This is a genomic window from Flavobacterium arsenatis (assembly GCF_031456785.1).
Lineage (GTDB): Bacteria > Bacteroidota > Bacteroidia > Flavobacteriales > Flavobacteriaceae > Flavobacterium > Flavobacterium arsenatis.
In genome coordinates this window covers 117,165-133,847 of sequence record NZ_JAVDVI010000005.1, presented here as the reverse complement: position 1 = coordinate 133,847, position 16,683 = coordinate 117,165, and the positions used below count along the sequence as shown (strand labels likewise).

General features: G+C 37.0%; 13 protein-coding genes. 10 read left to right on the top strand and 3 right to left on the bottom strand.

The annotated features are described in order from the left end of the window. Positions 1-33: 33 nt before the first annotated feature. Together J2X31_RS07195 and J2X31_RS07190 are read left to right on the top strand one after the other, a co-directional pair. Complete coding sequence (locus tag J2X31_RS07195) at positions 34-672, top strand: rhomboid family intramembrane serine protease (protein WP_310025606.1); 639 nt, start codon at positions 34-36, stop codon at positions 670-672. Positions 673-721: 49 nt separating this feature from the next. Beyond that, a complete protein-coding gene (locus J2X31_RS07190) occupies positions 722-1,414 on the top strand; it encodes an SIMPL domain-containing protein (protein WP_310025604.1) in 693 nt (230 codons plus the stop codon). Positions 1,415-1,508: 94 nt separating this feature from the next. Here the strand turns inward: J2X31_RS07190 and msrB (J2X31_RS07185) are convergent, their stop codons facing one another. From msrB (J2X31_RS07185) to J2X31_RS07175, 3 genes are all read right to left on the bottom strand, one after another. Continuing rightward, positions 1,509-1,901 carry a peptide-methionine (R)-S-oxide reductase MsrB gene (gene msrB / locus J2X31_RS07185; RefSeq protein ID WP_310025602.1) on the bottom strand — a complete coding sequence of 131 codons (393 nt, stop codon included), beginning with the start codon at positions 1,899-1,901 and terminating at the stop codon, positions 1,509-1,511. 156 nt (positions 1,902-2,057) lie between these two features. After that, positions 2,058-2,540, bottom strand: a complete 483-nt coding sequence (msrB, locus tag J2X31_RS07180) for a peptide-methionine (R)-S-oxide reductase MsrB (protein ID WP_310025601.1) — start codon at positions 2,538-2,540, stop codon at positions 2,058-2,060. Between the two features lie 94 nt (positions 2,541-2,634). Continuing rightward, on the bottom strand, positions 2,635-3,498 hold the full coding sequence (locus tag J2X31_RS07175; RefSeq protein ID WP_310025600.1) for an alpha/beta fold hydrolase: 864 nt from the start codon (positions 3,496-3,498) through the stop codon (positions 2,635-2,637). A 536-nt stretch (positions 3,499-4,034) separates the two neighbouring features. Here J2X31_RS07175 and glgB point away from each other — a divergent pair. The 8 genes from glgB (at position 4,035) to porQ (ending at position 16,631) form a co-directional block, all read left to right on the top strand. After that, positions 4,035-5,942 carry a 1,4-alpha-glucan branching protein GlgB gene (gene glgB / locus J2X31_RS07170; protein WP_310025599.1) on the top strand — a complete coding sequence of 636 codons (1,908 nt, stop codon included), beginning with the start codon at positions 4,035-4,037 and terminating at the stop codon, positions 5,940-5,942. Between the two features lie 89 nt (positions 5,943-6,031). Beyond that, positions 6,032-6,571, top strand: coding sequence for a TPM domain-containing protein (locus J2X31_RS07165; RefSeq protein ID WP_310025598.1), 540 nt, complete (start codon positions 6,032-6,034; stop codon positions 6,569-6,571). A 104-nt stretch (positions 6,572-6,675) separates the two neighbouring features. Then, positions 6,676-9,075, top strand: a complete 2,400-nt coding sequence (locus J2X31_RS07160; RefSeq protein WP_310025597.1) for a glycoside hydrolase family 31 protein — start codon at positions 6,676-6,678, stop codon at positions 9,073-9,075. 36 nt (positions 9,076-9,111) lie between these two features. Continuing rightward, positions 9,112-9,927, top strand: coding sequence for a M48 family metallopeptidase (locus J2X31_RS07155; protein ID WP_310025595.1), 816 nt, complete (start codon positions 9,112-9,114; stop codon positions 9,925-9,927). A gap of 151 nt (positions 9,928-10,078) precedes the next feature. Then, positions 10,079-11,383 (top strand): MFS transporter, encoded by a 1,305-nt coding sequence (locus J2X31_RS07150; RefSeq protein WP_310025594.1) that lies wholly within the window; start codon positions 10,079-10,081, stop codon positions 11,381-11,383. A gap of 34 nt (positions 11,384-11,417) precedes the next feature. Beyond that, positions 11,418-12,743, top strand: a complete 1,326-nt coding sequence (locus J2X31_RS07145) for a DUF6252 domain-containing protein (RefSeq protein WP_310025593.1) — start codon at positions 11,418-11,420, stop codon at positions 12,741-12,743. A gap of 187 nt (positions 12,744-12,930) precedes the next feature. Then, entirely contained in the window at positions 12,931-15,384 is a 2,454-nt protein-coding gene (gene lon / locus J2X31_RS07140; protein WP_310025592.1) for an endopeptidase La, read from the top strand. 224 nt (positions 15,385-15,608) lie between these two features. Then, complete coding sequence (porQ, locus tag J2X31_RS07135; RefSeq protein ID WP_310025589.1) at positions 15,609-16,631, top strand: type IX secretion system protein PorQ; 1,023 nt, start codon at positions 15,609-15,611, stop codon at positions 16,629-16,631. The last annotated feature ends 52 nt before the right edge of the window (positions 16,632-16,683 follow it).

The following is a 16,683-nucleotide window of genomic DNA, read 5'->3' as shown; positions in this document are numbered from 1 at the left end:
AAAAGACTAAATTTGTAAATAAATATTTATTTAATGAGCATAGTTTTAATCGCAATTATTTTGCTGAATGTATTGGTTAGTTTCAAGGGTTTTAATGACATTATGTTTTTTCGGAAATATGAATTCCACATCGGAAGCATTCGATCGGGAGATCAAATCAGAATGTTTTCTTCGGCTTTTTTGCACGCTGATATTTCACACTTGTTTTTCAATATGCTAACGCTTTTCTTTTTTGCACCAGTCGTAATTGCCTATATGGGCGAACTTTCATTTGTTTTGGTCTATTTTTCAAGTCTAATTTTCGGAAGTCTTTTGACGTTGATGATGCACAAGGACGATTATAGCTATCGTGCCATTGGAGCTTCTGGAGCGGTGACAGGAGTTCTATATTCTGCCATATTGTTGCAACCAAATATGATGCTGGGAATTTTCTTTGTCATCCCGATGCCTGCTTATATTTTCGGAATCTTATACCTTCTATATTCTATTTACGGAATGCGGGCCAAAAACGATAACATAGGTCATACGGCACATTTTGGAGGAGCAGTCGGAGGTTACATATTTACGTTAGCAAAAAATCCCGAAATGTTTACCGATAATACATTGATGGTGATATTGTTGACCATTCCAATCATAATTCTTTTCATAATGGCCAAGCTTGGCAAGCTATAATGGCACAGCTTTTGAATACCCACAATCAATCTTAATAAAAAAATCAATCATGAAAAAAACATTCTTAATCCTAATGACAATGGTCATGACGGTTGCACAAGCACAAGAAATCAAGCAAGTTCCTTTAATTTCAGTTTCGGGAGAAGGCAAAGTAAAAGTAGCTCCAGATCAAGTTAGCATTTCTATTTCGGTAGAAACCAGAGGAAACAATTCCGCAGAAGTAAAAAAACAAAACGACGAAAAAATTGATGCCGTTATCAAATACATCAAGAAAGCGAACATCGCCAAGGAAGATTATCAAACACAGAGAGTTTCGCTAAATCCACAATACGATTATGAGAAAAAGAAAACCTCTTTTTATGCGACTCAAACCATTCAAATTCTTTTGAAAGATTTATCCAAATATGATGAATTGATGGAAGGTTTGGTAAGTTCAGGAGTAAATTCAATTGGAAATATTGAATTCAAATCCTCAAAAATGGAGCAACACAAATCCGAAGCTAGAAAATTAGCCATGAAAGATGCTAAAGCAAAAGCAGACGATTTTGTTGCTGTAACGGGGCAAAAAACAGGAATGGCTTATAACATTACCGATAATTCACAACCTTTCTATCCACAACGAATGTATGCTACAATGGAAATGAAATCCTTTGATAGTGCTGGTGGAGCGAGAGAAACACTTGCCATCGGAGAAATCGAAATCATTGCAAATGTTACCGTAAGTTACATTCTAGCAAACTAAATTCATTATCTTCAAATAAAAAAACGCCGTCAAGAACTAATTTCTGACGGCGTTTTTAGTTTTAAAAATCTGTGATAATCTGTGCAATCCGTGTTTATTCTTCCTTGAAATCCACCGAAAGCGAATTCACACAATACCGTTGCCCTGTTTTTGTCGGGCCATCATCAAAAACGTGGCCTAAATGACCGCCACAATTTGCACATACAATTTCAGTCCGAATCATTCCATGTGTCGTGTCCTTAATATATTCCACAGTTCCCGGAATCGATTCGTCAAACGATGGCCAGCCACAATGGGCATCAAACTTCGAATTGCTTTCAAACAAAGGCGTTCCGCAAGCACCACAGCAATAAGTTCCCTTCTCATAATGCAGGTTGTATTTTCCTGAATGTGCAAATTCAGTTCCCTTTTGCCGCAGAATTCTGTAGCGTTCCAAGCCTAATTCAGACTTCCATTCTTCTTCTGTTTTTTTTATCGGATATTCCATAGTTTATTAATTTTTTAGGAGCATTACTTTAGGGCATTTGTTCCATCCTTATTCCCGCTGCAGGAACTCGCTTCAAACCTGTTTGGTCACAGGTTTGAGAGCTCAGACAATTCCAGCATCGGGGCTAGATGAAATCAAAAGGCATTCTTTAATCTTTTACTTCGCCACAAACTTCACCGAAACCGAGTTCGTACAAAAACGTTTTCCCGTAGTTTCTTCAGGACCATCATCAAAAACGTGACCTAGATGACCACCACATTTGGCACACATTACCTCGGTTCTTTCCATCCCGAAAGAAGTATCAGTTTCATAAACCACAGATCCTTTTATGGCTTTATCAAATGAAGGCCAGCCACAATCCGAAACAAATTTAGCATTTGAATCAAATAGGACATTTCCGCAAGCTGCACAAACGTATTTTCCTTTCTCAAAATGGTTCCAATACTCTCCCGTAAACGGACGTTCGGTTCCTTTTTCTCTCAAGACTTCAAACTGTTCGGGTGTGAGTTCCTTTTTCCATTCGGCTTCGGTTTTAACAATCTCAACGGTATCGGTCTGAGCCAAAGTTTTCTTCTTTTCCTGACTTTGGCAGGAGTTTAAGGCTAGTAGGACAGTTAGTAGTACCAATATCTTTTTCATTTTTCTTTATTTTAATATTTGATTTCTTCTGTTTGGAGCCCGCCTTTATGAGATTCCTCCTTCGTCGGAATGACAAGATGGGTTATTTGGGTTGTTAATTAGTTATAAAATTCGTAGCACTTTCAACCACCTGTTCGTCTCCAAGAATCTTCCGATGACCTAAATCTTTGGTAATCATGAGTTTACCGTTTTTCAAATATTTATGAATGTGTATGCCACATTTAACCGGCACTTCATCGTCGTCGTTATCGTGGATTACCAAAACCGGAATCTCGATTTCCTTTGCAGATAGATACGCAGAAAAGCTGTCCATAGATGTGTCAAACCGGTTTTCGAAATACAATCTAATTCGGTTACTGACTTTGTGTTTCATTCGGAGTTTATAGGTAAAATCGTCTATGATGTCCTGAACAATATCGCCACTGCCTATCGTAACCAGCCTGTTTATTTTTAGCCCTTGCTTCAGGGCATTGAGTAACGACATACCGCCAAGCGAATGGCCAACAGCACCTTCAAACGGACCGAATTGTTTTTCTAATTCTAGTATCGTGGCTATAAATTCGAGCATCAGGGTTGTTTTTCCGCCTGATTTTCCGTGGGCTGGAGCATCAAAACTTATGGTAGAGTAGCCCGTTTCTAGGAGAGCATCGGCAATTTTCACGAGTTGGGTTCCCCTGCCAGACCATCCATGAACGAGTAAAATCTTTTTTTTGGATGTTCCATAATGATATACTACAACTTCCTTTGAAATTGTTGGAATCCTCACTTTTTCCTGCCTGCTTTTTTGATCCATCTCTAATTCGCGCTTCGGGATCTTGTGTTTTAGAGGTGTCATGAACAATCTTGAGGCAAAGAGGGTGACGAGTTTTAGCGAAATAAATTGTAAAATCTGTACTGTGACAAGAATTGACTTCGGAATGTTTAAAGATTGTTTGCGAATTTTTGAATTCTTTGCCATTTCAATAAATTTTTATGCAAGTTATTATTTTCTGTTATTTTTATTAAATTTAGATGTCATAAAAAAAGCATAAATAACTAAAAGTGAATTAGGCTTTTGTTTAGCAATGAGCTATTGTTGTCTCTCTCCCGAAGCTTCGGGATAGCTTGGGCAAACTCATTAAGTTAAGGAAATAAAGACCCTGTTTTGTCCTTCCGACGAAGGAGGAATCGCAATCGATTTACAATCTTGTCCTTCTTTAAGTTAGCTTCTAGTGAGTTCCCTCCTCCGTCGGGAGGACAAGATTGAGCTTAATTTAATGACATTGTATGCTCTGGATGACAAATAGATCGCGGATAAAAAAAAATATAGAAATGGTTTGTTGTCATTCCAATCAATCCCGAAGGTTCGGGAGAGGGACATTAAAGAGAACCACTTAAAAAGTAAAGAAAGCATAATCAAAAACCTAAATTTGGCATAACCTTAAGCATTACAACAAAAAAAATAATTAGATTTAAAAAATATTATACAATACAGCAGAAACACCAAAACAAACCATGAGCAAAATTATATCGCATTCTCTTTTTACTGATTTTGACATCAGTCTGTTTAAGGCTGGGAAACATTTTAGGCTGTATGAAAAATTAGGATCACATTTGATAGAAGTTAATGGCGAACAAGGCGTTTATTTTGCGGTTTGGGCTCCATCGGCCCAGAGTGTTTCGGTGATTGGCGATTTTAATTCTTGGAACGGAAATGAATGCCAACTTGAAGTGAGATGGGACAGTTCGGGCATTTGGGAAGGCTTTATTCCGGGTGTTCAGAAAGGGGCTGTTTATAAATACAGGATTCGTTCGTTCAATAATAATGCATTGACCGAAAAGACCGATCCTTTTAGTTTATACTGTGAACATCCGCCACAAACGGCTTCGATTGTTTGGGATTTGGACTATAAATGGAAGGACGATAAATGGATGAAATCCCGAAAAGATACCAATGCTTTGGACAAGCCATATTCAGTTTATGAAGTGCATTTGGGTTCTTGGAAACGCCACCAAGCCGAAGACCGTTTCCTGACGTATCGTGAATTGGCGGAAGATTTGGTAAACTATGTAAAGGAAACTGGTTTTACGCACGTGGAGCTGATGCCAGTTATGGAATATCCGTATGACCCTTCTTGGGGATATCAGTTGGTTGGGTATTTTGCACCAACATCACGTTTTGGCACACCACAGGATTTTATGTATTTGGTTGATAAGTTACATCAGGCCGGAATTGGTGTGATTCTGGATTGGGTGCCTTCGCATTTTCCAGATGATGGTCACGGTTTGGGGTATTTTGACGGTTCCAATTTATACGAACATCCCGATAGGAGGAAAGGCTATCATCCGGATTGGAAGAGCTTGGTTTTTAATTATGGGCGAAATGAAGTTCGTGCTTTCTTAATAAGCAATGCTATTTTTTGGTTGCAACATTATCACGCTGATGGACTTCGTGTGGATGCCGTTGCCTCGATGCTTTATCTGGATTATTCGCGTGAAGAAGGTGGTTGGGAACCGAATATTTTTGGAGGAAGAGAAAACCTTGACGCCGTTAGTTTCCTGAAGGAATTCAACGAAGCGGTTTATACCAATTTTGAAGGCGTTCAGACGATTGCCGAAGAAAGTACGGCTTTCCCGATGGTTTCGAGACCTACTTTTCAGGGTGGACTTGGTTTCGGAATGAAATGGATGATGGGTTGGATGCACGACACTTTGCAGTATTTCAAGCGGGAAACCATCTATAGAAAATACCATCAGAATGATTTGACGTTTTCAATGACGTATGCCTTTTCGGAGAATTTTATGTTGCCCATTTCGCACGATGAAGTCGTTCACGGAAAATATTCGGTTTTAGGAAGAATGCCGGGCGACGAATGGCAACAATTTGCCAATTTGCGATTGCTTTATGGCTATATGTTCACGCATCCGGGAGCGAAATTGTTGTTTATGGGTTCGGAATTCGGGCAACGACGCGAGTGGAATTTTGCTGGAAGTTTAGATTGGCATTTATTGGAATCTAAATTTAATTCGGGTATCAAAAATGTCATTACCGATTTGAATGCACTTTACAAATTGAATCCTGCCATGCACGAAAAGCAGTTTTCGCCAGAAGGTTTCGAGTGGATCAGTTATGACGACCATCAGAATGCGGTTTTGGCTTTTATCCGAAAGGGAAATAATGTAAAAGGCGATGTGATTGTGGTTTGCAATTTTACACCAGTTGTTCGAACGGATTACAGAATCGGACTTCCGAGAAAAGGAAAATTGGTTCAGATATTCAACAGTGATGATGAACGATATGGCGGAAGTGGCGTGACGAACGAAGCAAAAATTAAAATTGACAAGGAAGAATACCACGGAAAACCGTTTTCAGCATCTTTAGTATTGCCTCCTTTGGGGGTTATTGCTTTTAAAATTTCATAAAATAAAGTTAACCATATAAGGCATTTAAGTTCCTATAATTACTTTGGCTTGAAAATCTTAAATGCCTTATAGGGCAAAAAAAATAAAAAATGTTTAAAAAAATAATTGTCCTAGTTGTTCTATTATCCTCAATATGTTCTTTCTCGCAAGGAAATGACACTGTAAATTCTTTCAAACTACAAAGAGAAGAACAACTGCGAAAAGCCGTTCAGAAAGGTTTTAAACCACTAAACGATTTTGAAAATCTATTCAATCAAACCGAAGCCGATAAACTTGTCGAAATGTTGATTGATTTTAAAAAGCAAACAGGAATCGAGATTTCCATCTTTACCATCAACAGTGAATTTACTACTAAAGAGAACTTTGAAAAGTTTACTCTTGGAATAGCTAATTTTCTGCCATCATCTTCCGAGAGAAAAATGACCATCAATATTTCGAAGGAATTCCGAAGGATCAGGATTCAAAATTCGGAAGAGCTAATCAAGTTGATTTCCGACGAAGAAACAAAGGAAAAAGTGAATTCATTTTTTGTTTCAAGTTATAAAGAAGGAAAATATTTTGAAGGCACTTTCTTTGGCGTAAAATCCTTTATGGAGTTATTAAATTCAAAAATTCAAACACCAAAATAGATTATCAATAGCCGAAAACGTTATAGTTAAAAACTACTTAAAGCTAAATGGCTAAAGTAGTTAGCAACTTTGTAAATTTGGCATTTACCATTTAAATTTAAGCTATGATTTTAAATCAAGAATTAGAATATAAAGGAGATTTATTTCCATCCAAAATAGTTTCGTTCACGCAAGAAGTCAATTCTTTCGATTTCTTTTCAGATAATAGCGTGATTCTTCGCGTTTCGGTTATTCGAGATAGTTTGATTCGTTTTAGATATACAACCAAGGGTTATTTTAGCAACGATTTCTCGTATGCCATCGACAAGGGGCAATCGCATGGTTATAATTTTCTAGAACTTCTAGAAAGTGACGATGTATATCAAATCAAAACCAGCAAGGTGGTTTGCATCATCAGAAAAGTGGACATGAAAGTTGCAATTTTTGATTTGGATGGGAAAAGTATCTTGGAAGATGAGCTCGGTTTTCATTGGGAAGAAAATTATAATTTTGGTGGAAACATCGTGAAAATGAGTAAGGCTTCGAAAGAAGGCGAAAGTTTTTATGGTTTGGGCGACAAGGCTTCACATTTGAATTTGAAAGGAAAACGATTGGAAAATTGGGCAACCGATCAATATGCTTTCCATAAAGACCAAGAACCTTTGTATAAGGTTGTTCCGTTTTATATTGGCTTGCAAAACAAGATGGCCTATGGTGTTTTCTTTGATAATACCTTTAAAACCTTCTTTGATTTTTGTGCCGAAAGAAGAAACGTAGCCAGCTTTTGGGCCGAAGGAGGAGAGATGAATTACTACTTCATTTATGGTCCAAAAATGCAAGATGTGGTTACAACTTATACACACCTCACTGGAAAGCCGGAATTACCGCCACTTTGGGCTTTAGGATATCACCAATGTAAGTGGAGTTATTATCCGGAAAATAAGGTGAAGGAAGTGACAAGTAAATTTAGGGAACTTCGCATTCCGTGTGACGCTATTTACTTGGACATTGATTATATGGATGGTTTCAGATGTTTTACATGGAACAAGGATTATTTTCCAGATCCGAAAAAGATGGTTGCAGAATTGGCAGAAGATGGTTTCAAAACCGTTGTTATCATTGATCCGGGAATTAAAATTGACAAGGAATATTCGGTTTATGCCGAAGCTTTGGCGAATGATTATTTCTGCAAAAGAGCCGATGGTCCTTATATGAAAGGAAAAGTTTGGCCAGGAGAATGTAATTTCCCTGATTATACCAACCCAGAAGTGAGAGAATGGTGGGCTGGGTTGTTCAAGGAATTGATTTCGGATATTGGGGTAAAAGGCGTGTGGAATGACATGAACGAACCTGCCGTGATGGATGTTCCTGGAAAGACTTTCCCGATGGATGTTCGCCATCATTATGACGGAAACCCTTGCAGTCATAGAAAAGCCCATAATATTTATGGAACCCAAATGGCTCGTGCCACTTATGAAGGCGTGAAGCGATTTTCATATCCTAAAAGACCTTTTATCATCACGCGTTCGGCTTATTCTGGAGCACAACGTTATACTTCGTCTTGGACGGGAGATAACGTGGCAAGTTGGGAACATTTATGGATTGCAAACATCCAAATGCAACGAATGTCGATGTCGGGAATGGGTTTTACAGGATCTGACATTGGTGGATTTGCAGAACAGCCTTCGGGCGAATTATATGCAAGATGGATTCAGCTAGGTGTTTTTCATCCGTTTTGCAGAACCCATTCTTCTGGAGATCACGGTGATCAAGAGCCTTGGTCATTTGACGAAGAAGTGGTGGATATCACTAGGAAATTTGTTGAATTGCGTTATCAATTGCTTCCTTATTTATATACCATGTTTTGGGAATACATCAACGATGGTGTTCCGATGTTGAAACCATTGGTGTATTTTGATCAAGAAGATCCACAAACGCATTACAGAACGGATGAATTTATTTTTGGAAATCAGATTTTAGTTTGCCCGATTTTAGAACCAAATGCTATCGGACGAAGAATGTATCTTCCGAAAGGAAATTGGTACAATTACTGGACGGATGAAATTGTTTCTGGAGGAAAAGAATTCTGGGTAGGAACCGATTATGACCAGATTCCAATTTTTATAAAAGAAGGTGCAATTATCCCTAAATATCCGGTTCAACAATATGTTGGCGAATTAGAATTTGAGGAAATTACGCTTGACGTTTATTATAAATTAGGCAAGGAAAAATCGATGTTGTATGAAGATTCACAAGATGGATACGATTACAGTAAGGGAAGGTTCAGTCTTTCTACTTTCAGTTTGAGAGGAAAGGAAAACGAGTTGATTATCCAGCAACATACCGAAGGAAAGTTTGAAACAAATTATAAAAGATTTAAGATTGTTTTACATGGATTGCCGTTTCAAGTTGCTTCAATTGAGTTTGATAACGATGTAATTTCATTAGAAAATGCACAATATGATGGCAAGACCATATTGTTTATTCATAAAGATTTTACAGAACTTCATATCACAGGGAAGTAGAAAAATGTGTATTTTTACAGCAAAAACAAAAACACTATGAAAAAATACATCTATCTAGGAAGTGCAGTTGCTTTGTTGGCAATTGCATTTTCATGTGCAACAAATCCTGTTACAGGAAAAAAAACAATGGCTTTCGTTTCGAACCAAGAAATTTTTGCATCTTCATTCAGCCAATATGGAGCTTTTTTGAAGGAAAATAAAGTAATTACTGGAACTGCCGATGCAAAGATGGTAGAACGAGTAGGAGCTAAAATTAGAGCTGCTGCTGAAAAACTACTTAAAGCAAGAGGAACTGCTGATGCTTTGGAAGGTTATGCTTGGGAATATAAATTGGTGGACAATAAGGAAGTAAATGCTTGGTGCATGCCGGGAGGAAAAATTGTGATTTATTCTGGGATACTTCCCGTTACAAAAGACGAAGCTGGTTTGGCAACCGTTATGGGACATGAAGTAGCTCATGCCTTGGCAAATCACGGACAGCAAAGAATGAGTGCCGGTTTGGCTCAACAACTTGGAGCAGGAGTTGCTCAAGTTGCAGTTGGTAACAAAAGTGCAGAAACACAAGCTTTGGTAATGCAAGCCTATGGAGTTGGTAGTAATGTTGGAGGAATGTTGCCTTTTAGCAGAAGCCACGAATCAGAAGCTGATGAAATCGGATTGACTTTAATGGCAATTGCTGGTTATAATCCTGATGCTTCAGTTCCTTTCTGGGAGAGGATGTCAGCAAAATCTGGAGGAGCACCTGCAGAAATTTTAAGTACTCACCCTTCGGACGCTACAAGGATTGCAAATTTGAAAAGATTAATTCCACAGGCAAAAGCAGATGCTGCAAAATTTGGAGTTAAATTCTAATAAAAATATTATCTTCGAACCACGCAAAAAAGCGTGGTTTTTTTATGTCTAAAAAATTAAAAAATATAAAAGTTGGGTTTTTATTTTGAAATTAATTAAGGTTATAACTTAATTTTAAAAATACACAACTAATAACGGATAACTTAAAAATATGGCAAATCTAGAAAAGGGAAGTAGCAAATTATTAAACGCTTGGGCTTTTTATGACTGGGCGAATTCGGTTTATCCTTTAGTTATTTCATCGGCTATTTTCCCAATATTTTATGCATCACTTTTCCCAGATAATGTTTCAGAAGTTGCTGTATTCGGAACCACTTTCAAAAATACGGCATTGATAAGTTTTGTTACAGCTGCTGCTTTTTTGGTTGTTGCTTTTATCTCGCCCTTGCTTTCTGGTATTGCCGATTATGTGGGAAACAAGAAACGCTTTATGCAGTTTTTTTGTTACCTTGGAGCTTTGTCTTGTATTGGATTGTATTGGTTTTCAATTGAAAACATCTATTTCGGACTGGCTTGCTATTTCTTTGGATTGATAGGTTTTTGGGGAAGTTTGGTCTTTTATAACTCTTATTTGCCTGACATAGCTTTTAATGAACAACAAGATGGGTTGAGTGCTAAAGGCTATTCTTTAGGCTATTTTGGTAGTGTTCTTTTGCTTTTGATAAGTCTTGCTTTAGTCATGAGCCAAGAAACAGGAGCTGAAAAATTGCAAGCCATGAAATTAACCTTTGTCTTGACGGGAATTTGGTGGATTGCTTTTAGTCAATATACATTTTATTATCTGCCGAAAGGCAACAAAAACAACGACAAAGTTACACGAGCTGTTTTTTTTAATGGCTTTAGGGAATTGAAAAAAGTAAAAAATCAATTGTTTGAAAATCTTCCCTTAAAAAGATATCTGATTGCTTTTTTTGTGTATAGCATGGCGGTTCAAACGGTTATGTTGGTTGCAGTTTATTTTGGCGAACAGGAGATCAATTGGGAAGATGATGGACAGAAAACCATGGGTTTGATTATTAGTATTCTAGTTATTCAGTTGGTTGCGGTTTTAGGAGCGATTCTTACATCGAGAGCTTCGAGGAAATTTGGAAATATTAAAACACTTATTGTTATTAATGCCATTTGGGCGGTCATTTGTGTTTTTGCCTATTTTGTGACAACGCCATTTCATTTTTATGCAACTGCAGGTTTTGTAGGTTTGGTAATGGGTGGAATCCAGGCATTGTCACGTTCAACCTATTCAAAATTTTTACCTAAAACTGATGATACAGCCTCATTTTTCAGCTTTTATGATGTTTCCGAAAAAGTAGGAATTGTAATCGGAATGGTGCTGTATGGTTTTATAGATCAGATTACCGGAAGTATGCGAAACTCGATCGTGTTTTTGACCGTATTTTTTATTGTAGGATTATTACTTTTACTTCGAGTTCCTAAAAAAACATTGCACAACGGATAAAAAAAATTATATTTGAAAAATTAAATAAATTGAAATGAAAAAGAATAGATTTTTATCTCTTTGCTTGCTACTGGTTTCTACTCTAGGTTTTATATCTTGTTCAACAGATGTGGAACCTTTGGATCCTGCCGTTGTGTTGACTCCGCCTCAATCTTCAACTTTTTTTAAGGTTGATTTTAGCGGACAAACTTTTCAAGCCAATACAACAGTAGCTTATGTTTCAAGTGGAAATATTTTAATTTCGGGTGTAAAATCAACAGGGCAAACCGTTAGCATTGCTCTTGATGGAGCAACTGTGGGAACATACGATACTGACAATCATATAATTTCATATAATCCAAGTCCAAATTCAGAGTATGATTATGTGAATTTTAATGAATTGCCTGACGGAAATTATGTTAGCAATGGCTCTGTAGTGATTACAGCCATCAATACAACCGCAAAAACTATTTCGGGTACTTTTAAATTTACTGGATATTGGTCTGATTTTACAGATGAAAATCCACCATCACCAATTGAATTTACAAACGGTTCTTTTACAATTCCGTATGTTTCACAGATGGATAATCCTGATTGTGCAACACCAACTAATTTAACAGTACAGAGAAATCAAAATACTACTTCTGCCAGTTTAAATTGGAATGCAGGTGGAACAGAAACATCTTGGGAAGTTGTAGTTGTTGAAGCTGGACAATCAATTTCCGATGGTACAAGTTATATCACTACAGCAAAACCGTTTACTCTGAATAATTTAACTAATCAAAGTTATGACTTTTATGTCAAAGCAATTTGTTCTTCTGATGAAGAAAGTGGATGGTCTAACCCGATAACCTTATCAGCAGTAGGTGGAGGTCCCGTTGTAGGTGATGGATATATGAATGCTAATATTAACGGTGTTCAGTATAACCAAATGAAACCTTTCTTCTATCCGATAAATGGTGGTTCATTTGCATTTATCAATGAATTATATTATGGTCCAGATGCACTTCAAATTCAAGGAAATTCAGCTCCTTTAGATCCACAAGCAATGTCTCGTTATGAAATAAATCTAGTAATTCCAAGAGATTTATGGGTTCCTGGTACATATGTTTTAGATCATAATACAAATTTGCAGTCAGAAGAGCCAATAACTACTTGTTTAGTAAGTTTAATTTTGCCTATAGAAGGAGATTATATTGCTTTAAATGAAATAGGTACAATTACAATTACAGAATTTAACTTTGCAACAAAACGTATTAAAGGAACTTTTTCATTTTCTTATATAGCCGCAAGTGTTGAAGATGATACTGAAGCGGGACCATTTCAAGTAACAAACGGAGTTTTTGATTTTCCGTTTGATCCTGAAGATGATATTGAATAATTTAAATACTTAAAACTTAATCCGCTGAAAAGCGGATTTTTTTTGTGGCATAAAGATTGACTTTAAAAATAGAAGTCAACTAATAAAATTTTATTAATTATTGATTACCAGTAAAATAAACATCAAGAATATAATAAATTTGTATAACTTATGTTTTCGTTTAATGACAAAATGACTTAAATACTATATGTCGAATCAAAAAATAATTACCATTGACAACTTGTCACTACAAGAATTCGATTCTGAAGCCGAATTAATTCCATTATTGACGCCAGAAGACGAAGAGGAAATGAACAATGAAGAACTTCCTAACGACTTGCCTATATTGCCTCTACGAAATACGGTTTTGTTTCCTGGAGTTGTAATTCCAATTACAGCAGGTCGCGATAAATCAATTAAATTGATCAATGATGCCAATGCAGGGAATAAAATCATCGGTGTTGTTTCTCAGAAAAACGAAGAAGACGAAGACCCAACTTTCAATGACATCAATACGGTTGGTACTGTTGCAAGAATTTTACGTGTACTTAAAATGCCCGATGGAAACATTACGGTAATTCTTCAAGGAAAAAAACGCTTTGAAATTGATACCGTTACGACAGAAATTCCATACATTAAAGCTACAATTAAAGAAGTTCCGGAAAAACGTCCTAAAAAAGGAGAAAAAGAATTCAGTGCCATTATCGATTCGCTGAAGGAATTGGCAACCCAGATAATTCAGGAAAGTCCAAACATTCCAACTGAAGCTACATTTGCCATCAAGAACATTGAAAGCCAATCGTTCTTGGTGAATTTTGTTTCTTCCAACATGAATCTGACGGTTAAAGAAAAACAAGATTTACTTGCTATTAATGATTTAAAAGATAGAGCTTTAGCAACACTTCGTTTTATGAATTTGGAGTTGCAGAAGCTCGAATTAAAAAACGATATCCAATCCAAAGTTCGTTTTGATTTGGACCAGCAACAGCGGGAGTATTTCCTGCATCAGCAAATAAAAACCATTCAGGAAGAACTTGGTGGCGTTTCTCAAGAAGAAGAAATCGAAGAGATGCGTCAGAAAGCCAAAACCAAAAAATGGGACGAGAAAACATTAAAGCATTTTGAAAAGGAATTATCAAAAATGCAACGAATGAATCCTCAAGCTCCTGATTTTGGCATCCAACGAAATTATCTTGAATTGTTTTTGGAATTGCCTTGGAATCATTTTTCAAAAGATAAATTTGATTTAAAGCACGCCCAGAAAGTTTTAGATCGCGATCATTTTGGTTTAGAAGATGTAAAAAAGCGAATGATCGAACATCTTGCCGTTTTAAAATTGCGTAACGATATGAAATCACCAATCCTTTGCTTGACAGGACCTCCGGGAGTTGGAAAAACGTCTATTGGAAAATCGGTTGCCGAAGCTTTGGGTAGGGAATACGTTCGTATTTCATTAGGTGGTTTGCGTGACGAAGCGGAAATTCGTGGACATAGAAAAACCTATATTGGTGCGATGCCGGGAAGAATCATCCAAAGTTTGAAAAAAGCAGGAACATCAAATCCTGTTTTTGTTTTGGATGAGATAGATAAATTATCAAGCAGTCACAATGGAGATCCATCATCAGCTTTGCTGGAAGTTTTAGACCCAGAACAAAACAAGGAATTTTATGATAATTTCCTTGAAATGGGGTATGATTTATCAAAAGTGATGTTTATCGCGACTTCTAACAATATGTCAACCATTCAACCTGCATTGAGGGATAGGATGGAAGTCATCAAAATGTCAGGCTATACTATCGAAGAAAAAGTCGAAATCGCACGAAAACATTTACTTCCAAAACAATTAAAAGAACACGGATTAACTACAAAGCAATTGGTTATCGGAAAAAAACAATTGGAACAAATTGTTGAAGGTTACACCCGTGAATCCGGTGTGAGAGGATTAGAAAACAAGATTGCACAAGTAATCCGTAATGCAGCAAAATCGGTTGCAATGGAAGAAGAATACAACATAAAACTTACTGATGAAGACATTATAAAAGTGCTTGGTGTTCCAAGAATGCAACGTGATAAATCCGAAAGTAATGATGTTGCCGGTGTTGTAACAGGATTGGCTTGGACCAGTGTTGGGGGCGATATTTTATTCATAGAATCCTTAATTTCCAAAGGAAAAGGAAGCTTGACCATGACTGGGAATTTAGGAACGGTGATGAAGGAATCAACAACAATTGCATTGGAATACATCAAAGCAAATGCTGAAAAATTGGGTGTTGACCCTGAAGTCTTGACAAAATACAACGTTCACATTCACGTTCCAGAAGGAGCAACTCCAAAAGACGGACCAAGTGCTGGAATAGCAATGTTAACTTCTCTTGTTTCTGTTTTCAAACAAAAAAGAATCAAGAAAAACCTTGCCATGACTGGAGAAATCACCTTGAGAGGGAAAGTACTTCCTGTTGGAGGAATAAAAGAAAAAATCCTTGCAGCAAAAAGGGCCAACATCAAGGAAATCATCCTTTGTCACGAAAACAAGCGTGACATTGACGAAATAAAGCCCGAATACCTTGAAGGTTTGACATTTCACTATGTAAAAGAAATGAGCGAAGTTTTAGCAATAGCCATTACTGACCAAAATGCAAAAAACGCAAAAATTTTAAATTAAATGATCGAAAGATCGAAAGATATTTCAGTTACAAACAAAATCTGTGCAATCTGTGTTTAAAAATAAGTATCAAAAAAGTTTAATCCTAACCGATTAAACTTTTTTGTTATTATTCAACTTTAGCATTAATTTTTTAATTACTAATTTTTAATTTTTAATTGCAACTAAAAAAAATAATATCTTCGCATTTCCGTTATAGGATAAGTAAATTGGTAAATCCTCATATGTTTAAAAAAATATCTGTTGCTGTTCTCATACTTTTTTGTACTGTAAGTTACAGTCAGATAGGTGGTAAATCAGTTTACCAGTTTTTAAATCTCATTACTTCGCCACGACAAGCCGCTTTGGGTGGAAAAATCCTAACCATCTACGATTACGATGTCAATCAGGCCATGTACAATCCGGCAACCATCAATGCCGAAATGGACAATCATCTTTCCATGAACTACGGAAGTCTGTTTGGTGAAGTGACCTACGGAACTGCCAATTATGCTTACACTTATGACCGACATCTGCAAACTTTTCACGCAGGAGTAAACTACGTCAACTACGGAAATTTTGAAGGCTATGACGAAAACGGAAATTATACATCCGACTTTACAGGAAGCGAAACCGCACTTTCATTCGGATATGCGTTCAACGTTCCGCATACGGATGTCTATCTTGGAGCAAACGCAAAGTTGATTTCCTCAACTCTAGAAAGCTATAATTCCTTTGGTGGTGCAATAGATTTAGGTGCTTTATATGTAGATGATTACAACGATATCAACATTGCTTTTGCCATCCGAAACATCGGGACACAATTCACAACTTACGCAGGAACGCGCGAAAACTTGCCACTCGAAATCATGGCCGGAATTTCGCAAGAACTTGAGCACGTTCCTTTGAGATGGCATCTAACGTTAGAGAATCTTCAACAATGGAACATCGCCTTTTCAAACCCAGCCCGAGCCGAAGGCAATATCGACGGAGGTCAAACCGAAGAAAAAGTTTCCTTTTTCAACAACGCCTTGCGACACGTCATCCTTGGAGCCGAACTTTTCCCCGAAAAAGCCTTCAACCTCAGATTGGGTTATAATTTCAGAAGAGGCGAGGAACTCCGAATTCTCGACCAGCGAAATTTCTCCGGAATATCAGTCGGTTTCGGACTTCGTTTCAACAAAATAAAATTCGATTATTCCTATTCACGCTATACTTTGGCAGGAAACACAAGCCTTTTCGGACTCACAATTAACTTTCAAGATTAATTTTTGGGCGTGCCACCATTTTAAAAAAGGCAAATTCAGTTTGTCCATAGCC

Coding starts and splice junctions, on each gene's coding strand:
- J2X31_RS07175 (WP_310025600.1), bottom strand. CDS start 3,498: ATGGCAAAGAATTCAAAAATTCGCAAACAATCTTTAAACATTCCGAAG.
- lon (WP_310025592.1), top strand. CDS start 12,931: ATGTCGAATCAAAAAATAATTACCATTGACAACTTGTCACTACAAGAA.
- porQ (WP_310025589.1), top strand. CDS start 15,609: ATGTTTAAAAAAATATCTGTTGCTGTTCTCATACTTTTTTGTACTGTA.
- glgB (WP_310025599.1), top strand. CDS start 4,035: ATGAGCAAAATTATATCGCATTCTCTTTTTACTGATTTTGACATCAGT.
- J2X31_RS07190 (WP_310025604.1), top strand. CDS start 722: ATGAAAAAAACATTCTTAATCCTAATGACAATGGTCATGACGGTTGCA.
- msrB (WP_310025602.1), bottom strand. CDS start 1,901: ATGGAATATCCGATAAAAAAAACAGAAGAAGAATGGAAGTCTGAATTA.
- J2X31_RS07150 (WP_310025594.1), top strand. CDS start 10,079: ATGGCAAATCTAGAAAAGGGAAGTAGCAAATTATTAAACGCTTGGGCT.
- J2X31_RS07155 (WP_310025595.1), top strand. CDS start 9,112: ATGAAAAAATACATCTATCTAGGAAGTGCAGTTGCTTTGTTGGCAATT.
- J2X31_RS07160 (WP_310025597.1), top strand. CDS start 6,676: ATGATTTTAAATCAAGAATTAGAATATAAAGGAGATTTATTTCCATCC.
- J2X31_RS07165 (WP_310025598.1), top strand. CDS start 6,032: ATGTTTAAAAAAATAATTGTCCTAGTTGTTCTATTATCCTCAATATGT.
- J2X31_RS07145 (WP_310025593.1), top strand. CDS start 11,418: ATGAAAAAGAATAGATTTTTATCTCTTTGCTTGCTACTGGTTTCTACT.
- J2X31_RS07195 (WP_310025606.1), top strand. CDS start 34: ATGAGCATAGTTTTAATCGCAATTATTTTGCTGAATGTATTGGTTAGT.
- msrB (WP_310025601.1), bottom strand. CDS start 2,540: ATGAAAAAGATATTGGTACTACTAACTGTCCTACTAGCCTTAAACTCC.